The sequence below is a fragment of the Psychromonas sp. genome, assembly GCF_047632995.1.
Classification (GTDB): domain Bacteria; phylum Pseudomonadota; class Gammaproteobacteria; order Enterobacterales; family Psychromonadaceae; genus Psychromonas.
On the sequence record NZ_JBLIEK010000120.1, the window covers coordinates 1 to 10,690 of the forward strand.

Here is a 10,690-nt window from a genome sequence, read left to right on the forward strand (position 1 = left end):
CGAATCTAAAGGTTTTGGTTTCATCGAGCAAGCATCTGGTCCAGATGTATTCGCTCACTTCAGCGCTATCGCTAGCGAAGGTTTCAAAACTTTAGATGAAGGCCAAAAAGTAGAATTCACTGTAACTCAAGGTCCAAAAGGTCCTAATGCAGAAAATATCGTAGCGCTTTAATTTGCTGTGATATTTTAGCTTCTACATAGAGCTAAATTTATATTTAAGAAAATGGTAAACCTTTACGGGTTTGCCATTTTTTTTTGCTTATTTTATCCTGTTATGGACGGTTAATCTTAGCCATGGATTTGTTGCTATTATTCCCCTTTCGCCAAAATTATTTACTCCAAATCCTAAGCTGTATTAGGCATTAAAAAGCTTAGCTAGGTTATTTAAAATAAAATAGATAAAAAGCTAAGGTCGTATGTGCCTATAAGTTCCTGGTGATAAAAAACAAACTATCTTGAGCCGCTATTTTCGGCAAAACAGTGATCATTTATCAGGTGATTTTAAACAGCCCCAAAATCTCCACGCTCGCTAATTCTCGGCTCATTGTTGACTCAAATATTACTGTTGTTGCTTATCTGTGGTTAAAACAGGTGTAAAATAAGTATAAAAATAAACTATAATTAATAGCATGAGAGGGTGCTTGGTAAAATTAACCCAAGCGATAACGTTGAGGTTATCAATATGAATCAGTCTCCTCAATATATCAATGTGATTGACACCGTAGAGGTCAATGGCTGCTACTTAGAAGAGCACAGGTGCTACAGCGAGCGCCGTAAAAATTTAAAACCGCATTTTAATTGCTATGAAAGGCGCTCATGCAAGTATCGCCGGCGCTCGTTTCAACTCGATATTTTGGTTTAAGTGGTGGCTAAAAGTCAGAAACAGGTGGGTAATTTCGGTTTAACTGATATTCTCAAGCTCAGTTATATTTTTCATCTATAGTGGCCAAATAAACTTGGCCACTATAGCTAAGGCTATCTGAGGTTAACTAAAATAAGAAACCTGTTCATTTAAGCTTTCTGATAATTTATGCATCTCAGTTGCTCTATTTGCCGTTTTAGTGGCTGTTTTGTGATTATCGCTATTGAGTGTACTTATTTTACTCGCATTAGCTGAAATCTCTCGGGTCACTAAGGCCTGCTCTTCTGAAGTAGCTGCTATCGCATCAGACTGCGCCGCGATAATTTCAATTTGGTTGGCAATGTTTGCTAATGCTTTTCCAACCAGTGTTGCATGTGAAGTCACTATCTCACTTTTAGATTCGCTTTCATTCATCATTGCAACAGCACTTTCAGTAGAGAGTTTTAACTGTTCCATTATCTTAACGACCTCATTAACTGATTCCTGCGTTCTAGCAGCCAAAGTTCTTACCTCATCAGCAACAACAGCAAAGCCACGCCCGTGTTCACCGGCCCGCGCGGCTTCAATCGCAGCATTCAAAGCTAATAGATTTGTCTGCTCAGCAATTTCATCAATCATACGTGTTACCGATTGAATATTATCACTCTCCAGACTGACTTGATTAATTGCATCGGTTGATTGGTGAAGTTGATTATTAAGCGCTGTGATTTCATCTTTCATCTGAGTAACTAATTCTGATCCGGACTTGGAATCTGACTTTGCTAGATTGACACTCGATGCTATCTCTTCGATTTGGTGCGCTGAGGACAATGCTGTTGCGGCTATCTCCTCAATAGCGGTTACAACTTGATCAATTTGATCTTGCTGCATGTTTGATTTACTTAAAGTGATTTCAGCATCACTTGCTATGTTATTGGATTGTTTATGCATATCTTCGCTGGTTAAACGAATATTGGCAACTAAACCATTTAATTTTGTTGCCATTAACGACACGGCATGGGTTAATTTGTCTACTTCATTATGTGATTTATGGTTGGTTTTTCCTACTGAAAAACTAACTTCGCCATCACCTAAACGAGCCATATAACCACTTAATATTGTTAACGGGCTGATCATTTTGCGAACAAAAAAGCTCATTATGATCAGTGTTAAAATCGCGCCAATTAATGAAATAATTACAATGGTCAGCAAAAGTTCTTTACTTTCTTTGGTTATCTCCGAAACATAAGTCCCACCAAATAATTTCCAATTCCAGCCCTTTACTTCAGTGAAAATTAGATATTTTTCTTCTATTTGCCCATTTACTTTTTCATTAAAAGTGACGCCCCCTTGAGCTTTATTGAAAATTTCTTTTACAGGGAAATTACCGGACGCATCTTGTAGGTCAAAAATCGACATTTTACTGGAGGTGTTAGGGTGGTATACATAATTCCCTAAATCAGATGGTTGATTACTGACGACAAAACTAACCCCGGTGTCACCCCATCCAATATTGGCTAAATTATCAAACACGCTTTGAGTTGCATCATCAATAGGGATACCAATAAATGAAAGCGCCATTACATCCGCATTATGATCAACAATTGGGGCATAATAGGTAAGATAATCATGTCCGAATAGTGTTACCTTGGCATAATAAGCCTGACCACTTTTTAATTGCTTATAACCCGGGTGATTTTCGCCAAGCATGGTACCGACTGCTCGCGTGCCGTCCGGTTTTCTTAATGAAGTGGCAACGCGTAGAAAATCATCTTCAGATTTTAAAAACAAAGTAGAAATGGCACCTGTATCTTGGTAAAACTGATCAATTGCTTGGAAATTATTAATCATTGTTCGGCCATTTAAAGTAGCATCTTTTAATCTTTGTCCTTCAAAAAGAACCTCTTGCGTTTTAAAGGTTAATCCCTTTAAGTAGGAGTTTTGAAAAGTAGCTTCAAGCTTACGGGCGTTTTCTAGATAGATACCGAATTGACTGGAGATAGTTCTCGCCAAGGCATCCAACTTTGATTGTTGTTCCTGCATGGTACGCTTAAGTACAACCTCTGATACGTTTTTATATACCATAATCGAGATAGATGAAAAGCCAAGTAACAGGCAAAAAGTGATAATGATTTTTAACTGTACGGCAACTTTTCTGTTTTTGTAAATATTCAAAGCTATTCCTCCTAATGCCCTTTCATCTTGCAAATTAAAATGAAACCACATAAAAAATACACATTGGCAATTACTTTAGGTTTAATTTACAAAAATCGCATCTTAAAATCGATTAAAAATAAAATTAAAAGTGGTTTTATGATATGAATCATGATTAAAGATCAATTTGATTAAAATACTTACGCTAGCTAATTTCTGGAAGTGAGCATAGTAGCGGCCAGTTGATTTAGTCACTTCAATTTTATGTTTATAATTTTAAGTGAGCTTAATTAACTGTTTTATTTCATTTTTTTTTGCAGTGAACTACAATTTATTTGATAGCAAATGGGTATTGGTAAGTACGCAGTCGAATATCCGTTTAGGGACAGCAGACGACGGGCATTTCCGAGTTTACGCATCTGCTATCTTTTTAAGTTATTGCAGAGGAACAGAATACTGCGATAAAGCTAATATTAACCAAAAGTGGAGAGTACGGTATGAGTATGGGTACAGTAAAATGGTTTAATGCAGACAAAGGGTTCGGTTTCATCACTCCAGATGATGGAGGGAAAGATCTGTTCGTGCATCACTCAGAAATTAAGACGGGTGGTTATGCAACGCTCGATGAAGGCCAGAAGGTGGAATTTGAAGTCGGACAAGGCCAGAAGGGGCCGTGTGCTACTAACGTAGTGCCGATTTGATTTGGGTGTGGATCTTTTGAATCGACGAAAGATCTATTTTATTTCAGAGTTTTATCTGATTGCATAGAAAAAAGAAGGGCCTTTTTGTGTTAGTTATGTAGTTACTACGCAACGCAAAGGGCACTAAAAGGCCTTCATTGGTGGATTAAAAAAGCCTCTCTAAAATCCAAAAAATCCAAAATGTATGGCACAACCTGCAGAGCGCAATAAGCACTGTGGCCCATATTTAAAATTCTGCAAAATCCGTTATTGAAGCTTTAGCGCGTGAACCAACCCAACGAGCAGTTCATATTATGGTCATTAAAATCAGGTGGGGATTTTTAATGAGCATCGGCATTTTAATGCTAAAATTGAGTTCCTAATCATATATACCCAAACAAAGGCAGCAACTGTGGACGCTTTTATTTCCAAGCAGATTGATAACTCAGCATTAAGATCACACCCCTGGACGAGTATGGTAGCGGATGATGCCAGTGTCTATATGGACTTTAAGAAACAACCTAAGTTAGTCCGCAGCGCTCTCGAAGATCTTATTCCCTTCAAAAAGTGGGGGTTTGTGGAACAGTTTTATGCACTGATAGAATGGATCAATAGCCCGCATTCGTTATTGGAAAGTAACGATTGCGTGTTTAATCCAACAGAAGATAATCCTGATCAGCAATATCCTTACGCGAAAAAGTGCAGTGCACGGTTAATGATCTTGTTTCGTGATATCCCGGAGAACTGTCAGGCGAAAAGTATTGCTTGGTTGATGCAAAATCTGCTGTTACAGATATCTGCAAGCAAACCCGGATTTAAAGCTGGCGCTCTCTGTTTATCGCAATCGCCGACCTGTTATTTAGTCTTGGGTAGTAAACCTGATACTGGCGGTATGGGTCATCAAGTTACCTTGACCTTTTTTGCTTACGGTAAAAATGATCGACGCTGTTATGAGAATATGCAAGAAGTGTTAGTGATTGCGCATAGTAGTTTGTTGCGAATCAATAAGCGCATCCAAAATGGCGAGGTTGATGCACTGTATGGCGCATAATGAAGGCTTCCCCTTAAGGCCGTGCCTTAACTCAAAGTGTAACAAACGATAAATTTTTTACCAAAAAACCAAAACAGAAGCGGGACTGTAGCTTGTTTATCCGCAACGACTTAAATATCTCATTTAACTTCGCCTAACGTTAAAATCAATTCACGACTTTCGGGCGCATAGCGAAGTTGGGGGGTGATGTCAAGACTTCACTCATCTTCCTGTCTAAAACGCATATGGGCTCAGCCTGAGTGGGAAAGAATTTAAGCAAACAGTTAATAAGGTATTGCTCAAACTGTGTGCGTTTGCTCGTGGTAAATTTTTAGAACGCAAATAAGGCATCGCATTCAAAAATAACTGTATATAAAGTGAAAAATTAAAGATCATAAAATAATATTTCCTTTCTCTCGTTATTTAATAAACTTGTCTTTTGTAATTTTGTAATTTTATAATTTTGTAACTTTGTAATTTCATCGTTTATATTGATGTTTTATTGACACCTTTGTAATGCTAGCTAACATCTAAATGCGACAGATATTTTTATTATGCAGACAGATGTTAAGGAGCGGGTATGGATCGTAGGTCAGGTGCGATCATCTGCCGAGCTGAAATATGGGATCGATATGGCCCCCTTAAATTGGCACGTAAGCGTACTGAAGGGGATAACGACTACTTTCAACTTGGCCAGAAAGGCAATCAATCTTATTACGTTTCGCTTGACTTACATTTATCGCGTCAGGAGGACGAACGGCGCGTCAAGCAGCTGCAACACAATGGCTTTAGCGTCAAAATACAACCCATATACATACAACAGGCGCATTACTGGTTATCAGTGAACGGACAATTTTCTTTACTTGATTTAGAAACTCTGCAGAAGTTGGCTGACGCCACTTTAGGTACAGATAGAATTCTCTGCACCAGCAGAAGACCGTTGAGTAATAACATATGAAAAAAGATGAGTCCCAAAATAAGCATATACATGCAACAGTCACCTTCGAAGAATTAGAACCACGCATGCTTCTATCTGCGGATCTACCGGATATTGACCTTTTAGTAGATGACTCTTATATAGAATCGGAAATCTCTGTGGATGATATTTTGGCCGAGCTTGAGGCTGAGATCAATCGTATTGATGCCCAATTATTTCAGTTGGACAACGATATTATTGACGATATGGAACAAATAGATAACCCCGGTATTCTGCTCCTAAGCGCAGAGCAACCACAAAACGTTCGTTACGAACTTGTAATTATAGACGCAAGCGTTCCTGATTACTTGTTTTTGCTAGATAGCCTGCAGTCACAAGCTGGAGAGAATAGCATCATTGATGTGCAGATCCTTGATGCGGATCGTAACGGTATCGAGCAGCTAAGCGAAATTCTTGCTTATCGGCAGGATCTTGATGCGTTGCATTTGATAACCCATGGTTCGTCGGGCGAAATTCTGATTGGTAACACCCAGATAAGCCAGGCAGAGTTGGATCAAAATGCAGATGAGATAAGTAATTGGGGAAATGCGTTATCTGTAGACTGCTATTTTTTGATCTATGGCTGTAACCTGGCGTCTACTGCAGACGGTCAAAGGTTGGCAAACGCATTAGGTCGTTTAACCGGGGCCGATGTCGCCGCACCAGTGCCGGAGATGACTGGGCTAGCTATCAATTATACCGAGAACGACTTGGCCATTGATCCCAGCGCCACTGTCGTGGATCTGGATAGTGTGAACTTCAACGATGAATTTCCCGGCTGAGGTATTTCTGTTTAACGGTCTGACCAATATTATTTTGCGTATGTTTAATAAACCGACCGAATGAACCGGATTAGTCACCATAGAAGATATGGTTGCTATCATGGATGATGGTGTGGAAGACGGTAATTTGGATAAAATTCAAGGCCGTATCGAATCTAAAGAGATCTTTCGTTTCGCTGCGCAGCGCTCGCTCGTTCAATTCGCTCCTGATAATCTGTGATGTTCGACTTTGATCGCTCTGTTTTTATCAGTTTTCTCGTAAAAATCCTGTAGTATCAAAGGTAAACCCTTATCTATAATTCACAAATCGAGCAAATAATGGAAGTCGAACTACTAGAAATTCAAGATTTTATTAGCCAGCATACCCCGTTTGCTCAACTCCCAGAAGAAGCTTTACTTAAAGTGGTGCAAAGTGTTGAGATCTCTTATTACCGAGCAGACAGCATGATTATTGACTTTACGGATAAAATTAATGAACTGTATCTGATCCGCAGCGGGGTAGTGGAGATCTATCGCCGTAAAGGTGAACTTTATAATCGCCTTGATCAAGGTCAGTTATTTGGACAAATGGGGTTGTTAACTAATAATAAAGTGCGTTTTCCGGCCAAAGCTGTAAAAGATACACTTTTATACGCTATTCCCGAGTCAATCTTTAATGAGTTGTGCGAGCATTATAACGATTTCGCTGACTTTGTTGAAGAAGAGGACAGTACCCGTTTAAAACAGGCGGTAGAAAGTAAAACGGATGTGACCACTTCCAAAGTAAAAACATTGCTGACCAGAGCGCCACTGGTTCTTCCCCGTAGCAGCACCATTCAAGCGGTTGCCAAGATAATGGCCGACGAGAATATCTCCGCAGCATTAATTAATGACCCTGATATCGAGGATGAGCAGGGGAGCAGTTTCGTTGGTATTATTACGGAACATGATCTCTGCGCAAACGTCATTGCAACCGGGTTAAATGTTGATAATCCTATTTCAGACGTGATGTCGACCGACTTGATTTCACTGGATCATAACGCCTATATTTTTGAGGCGATGCTGCTTATGCTGCGTTATAATATTCATCACCTGCCTATTTTGAAAAGTAAAAAACCAATTGGTCTGATTGAAGTTGCGGATATAATCCGTTACGAATCGCAAAATAGTCTGTTATTTGTAAGCAGTATTTTCCAGCAGAAAAGTAGCGAGGATTTAACCATTCTTTCTGCACAGTTAAAAAACTGTTTTGTACGCATGGTTAATGAGGATGCCAATTCTCATATGGTTGGACGGGCAATGTCTCAAATCGGGCGCAGCTTTAAGCAGCGTTTATTAGAGCTCGCAGAAGAGAAGTTCGGTCCCCCCCCTGTTCCCTACTGTTTTTTAGCGCTTGGTTCGATGGCCCGAGATGAGCAGCTGATGGTCACCGATCAGGATAATGCTATTATTCTTGATAATAGCTATCAAATCGATCTGCATGGTGATTATTTCGAGCAGTTAGCTAATTTTGTGTGCGATGGTTTAGCCGCCTGCGGTTACACTTACTGCACGGGTGATATTATGGCGACCAATCCTGAGTACCGTAAAACACGATCCCAGTGGGAAGCTTGTTTCGCTGACTGGATAGATAATCCAAACCCGCAAGCTTTATTAAACAGCTCTATTTTCTTTGATCTGAGTGGAGTCTATGGCCGGATCAAATGGGCTGAGCAGTTAAATGCATTTATCTTGCGCAGAGCCAAGAAAAATAACCGTTTTTTAGCCTGTTTGGCGCAAAATGCGCGTAATCGCACCCCTCCACTGGGGTTCTTTAGAGATTTTGTGATGGAAAAAGATGGCCGTCATAATAATTCGATTAATTTAAAACGTCGTGGAACAGCGCCGCTTGCGGATCTTGTGCGCGTACATGCATTGGCGATCGGCTCGCCATCGCAAAACTCATTTGAACGGTTAGACGATATTATCGAAGCGGGTATTCTGCCTAAGTCAAAGGGCGAAGATTTACAACATGCGATGGAGCTTATCTCTCTGGTACGTTTGCGTCATCAGGCATTAGATATAAAGTCTGAGATTGAACCTGATAATAATATTGAACCGGAAAACATGTCTGATTTTGAAAGGCGCAATCTTAAAGATGCCTTTCTCGTTTTAAGCAGTGCGCAAAACTTTTTAAAATATCGCTATACTGCTAATAAATTTTAAAGGTTAAATAATGAATAAGTTCAGTAACCAGGATATTTTAAACTGGCCGGCCTTCCTGGAATTAAAAGCGCAGCAGAGTAAAGATTCACGTTTGCAGCGTTTTTATAATACCGGGACCTATCACGATGAAACGCCATTAACTGAGATTGATTTTGTTGCACTGGATTTTGAAACTACAGGTTTAGATTCACAGCAAAACGGCATTATTAGTATTGGTTTGGTGCCCTTTAATTTACGACGTATTTTTTGTCGAAAAGCAAAAAAATGGTATATCAATCCAGAAGATAATTTACAAGAAAACTCGGTTATTATCCACGGTATCACCCACTCGGATTTACAAGGTGCGCCTGATTTACTGCGCATTTTGGAGCCGCTTTTAGATGAGCTGGCAGGAAAAGTGGTAGTGGTGCATTATCGTCATATTGAGCGTGATTTTCTTGATCATACCCTGCACAGTTTGCTTAATGAAGGTATTAGCTTTCCTGTTATTGATACCATGCAAATTGAATCTAATTTACAGCGTGCTAAATCGCAGGGGATCTTTAATTTCTTTAAAAGAAAGTCGGCAGAGTCAATCCGTCTTGCTAATAGTCGTGCTCGTTATAATTTGCCCGTTTATCAGCCTCACGATGCCTTAACCGATGCGATTGCCACCGCCGAGTTATTCCAGGCTCAGATTAAATATCATTTTAGTCCAGACACTGCGATTAAAAAATTGTGGCTATAACATCTTGATTAAAGGTGATTAATGGGTAAAAAAAAAGCCGATGAATGATTCATCGGCTTTTTTGTAGTGAGTAAAAACTAGTTTCTATGTTTCTCGGTACGCATACCCATCAACAAACTGACACACATTACTAATAAAATAATGGTGAAGGGTAGGCCGGTCGAAATAGCACCCGCTTGTAACGCCTCAATCGCATCAGTGCCGCCAACCCAGAGTAAAACAGCTGCAACTGCACCCTCGATAACTGCCCAAAAAATACGTTGTGGAATCGGCGCATCAATTTTACCACCCGCAGTAATACTGTCTATTACTAGCGATCCAGAATCGGAAGAGGTAATAAAGAAAACCATTACCAGTAGCACAGCTATCATTGATAACAGACTACCTAATGGCAGAGCATCAAACATCTGGAACATGGCAAGTGGAACTTCCGTTAAACCTTCAGTTCCCAATGTGCCGACATTATTGATAATTTGGTCAATAGCGACACCTCCAAATACAGACATCCATAAGATAGTAACTGCTGTTGGTATAATCAATACTGCGGTAAGAAATTCACGTACCGTACGGCCGCGTGAGATACGAGCAATAAACATACCCACAAATGGAGACCATGAGATCCACCATGCCCAATAAAAGACAGTCCAGCCGTGCATCCAAGCTTCATCTTCACGACCAACTGGATTACTCAAGGGGATAATATTCTTAACATAACCCATTATGGTTGTGGGAACAGAGCCGATGGAAACAGCAAGGGTCACGAGTGCAACAAAAATGACTAAAACAACAGCAATTAACATATTGATATTACTAATTACTTTAACACCACCTTCAAGGCCGCGTACAACAGAGATAACCGCCAGCATAGTCACCACCACAATAATAGTGATTTGCAGGGTGAGATCGGCTTCAATGCCAAACACATGCTGGATTCCGGCGGCAGCTTGTTGCGCACCTAGCCCCAATGAGGTTGCAAGACCAAACAGTGTGGCTAATACGGCTAACACATCAATGATATGTCCGGGCCAGCTCCAGGTGCGGTCTCCCAATATTGGATAAAAAGCAGATCGTATGGAAAGCGGCAAGCCTTTGTTGTAAGCAAAGAAAGATAACGATAAGGCCACCACGCCATAAATAGCCCAAGGGTGTAATCCCCAGTGGTACATAGTTGCGCCCAGTGCAAGCTCTGCTGCTGCCGGTGTATTAGCGACTACATTCAGTGGCGTTTCATACCAGCCCGTGTAATACGCTGCGGGCTCAGCAACACCCCAAAACATTAAACCAATCCCCATGCCGGCAGCAAAAAGCATCGCTAC

9 protein-coding genes are annotated in these 10,690 nt (G+C 40.3%); 7 read left to right on the forward strand and 2 right to left on the reverse strand.

Going from position 1 to position 10,690, the window contains the following annotated elements; translation table 11 throughout:
• On the forward strand, positions 1-172 hold a 172-nt coding region (locus ACJAT7_RS15655), incomplete at its 5' end, for a cold-shock protein (RefSeq protein WP_415227744.1).
• A gap of 813 nt (positions 173-985) precedes the next feature.
• On the opposite strand, the gene ACJAT7_RS15660 is transcribed toward ACJAT7_RS15655, so the two are convergent.
• Positions 986-3,016: a methyl-accepting chemotaxis protein gene (locus tag ACJAT7_RS15660; RefSeq protein ID WP_415227736.1), complete on the reverse strand. Its 2,031-nt coding sequence runs from the start codon at positions 3,014-3,016 to the stop codon at positions 986-988.
• A 476-nt stretch (positions 3,017-3,492) separates the two neighbouring features.
• Here ACJAT7_RS15660 and ACJAT7_RS15665 point away from each other — a divergent pair, with 476 nt between their 5' ends.
• The 6 genes from ACJAT7_RS15665 to ACJAT7_RS15690 all read left to right on the forward strand — a co-directional run bounded on the left by ACJAT7_RS15665 (position 3,493) and on the right by ACJAT7_RS15690 (position 9,374).
• Positions 3,493-3,696 (forward strand): cold-shock protein, encoded by a 204-nt coding sequence (locus ACJAT7_RS15665; RefSeq protein WP_415227737.1) that lies wholly within the window; start codon positions 3,493-3,495, stop codon positions 3,694-3,696.
• Between the two features lie 391 nt (positions 3,697-4,087).
• A complete protein-coding gene (locus tag ACJAT7_RS15670; protein WP_415227738.1) occupies positions 4,088-4,726 on the forward strand; it encodes a hypothetical protein in 639 nt (212 codons plus the stop codon).
• A gap of 559 nt (positions 4,727-5,285) precedes the next feature.
• The gene (locus ACJAT7_RS15675) at positions 5,286-5,663 is read left to right on the forward strand and encodes a hypothetical protein (protein ID WP_415227739.1); all 378 of its coding nucleotides are present in this window, start codon (positions 5,286-5,288) and stop codon (positions 5,661-5,663) included.
• Positions 5,660-6,463 carry a DUF4347 domain-containing protein gene (locus tag ACJAT7_RS15680; RefSeq protein WP_415227740.1) on the forward strand — a complete coding sequence of 268 codons (804 nt, stop codon included), beginning with the start codon at positions 5,660-5,662 and terminating at the stop codon, positions 6,461-6,463. The genes ACJAT7_RS15675 and ACJAT7_RS15680 overlap by 4 nt, the downstream gene beginning before the upstream one ends.
• A 318-nt stretch (positions 6,464-6,781) precedes the next feature.
• A complete protein-coding gene (locus ACJAT7_RS15685) occupies positions 6,782-8,647 on the forward strand; it encodes a DUF294 nucleotidyltransferase-like domain-containing protein (RefSeq protein WP_415227741.1) in 1,866 nt (621 codons plus the stop codon).
• A 10-nt stretch (positions 8,648-8,657) separates the two neighbouring features.
• Positions 8,658-9,374: a 3'-5' exonuclease gene (locus ACJAT7_RS15690; protein ID WP_415227742.1), complete on the forward strand. Its 717-nt coding sequence runs from the start codon at positions 8,658-8,660 to the stop codon at positions 9,372-9,374.
• Positions 9,375-9,451: 77 nt separating this feature from the next.
• Here the strand turns inward: ACJAT7_RS15690 and ACJAT7_RS15695 are convergent.
• Positions 9,452-10,690: BCCT family transporter (locus tag ACJAT7_RS15695; RefSeq protein ID WP_415227743.1), on the reverse strand; the 1,239-nt coding region annotated here is incomplete at its 5' end.

What these genes read in the sequence shown, in the direction of transcription:
- ACJAT7_RS15685 (WP_415227741.1), top strand. Translation starts at nt 6,782, where the DNA reads ATGGAAGTCGAACTACTAGAAATTCAAGATTTTATTAGCCAGCATACC.
- ACJAT7_RS15675 (WP_415227739.1), top strand. Translation starts at nt 5,286, where the DNA reads ATGGATCGTAGGTCAGGTGCGATCATCTGCCGAGCTGAAATATGGGAT.
- ACJAT7_RS15665 (WP_415227737.1), top strand. Translation starts at nt 3,493, where the DNA reads ATGAGTATGGGTACAGTAAAATGGTTTAATGCAGACAAAGGGTTCGGT.
- ACJAT7_RS15690 (WP_415227742.1), top strand. Translation starts at nt 8,658, where the DNA reads ATGAATAAGTTCAGTAACCAGGATATTTTAAACTGGCCGGCCTTCCTG.
- ACJAT7_RS15680 (WP_415227740.1), top strand. Translation starts at nt 5,660, where the DNA reads ATGAAAAAAGATGAGTCCCAAAATAAGCATATACATGCAACAGTCACC.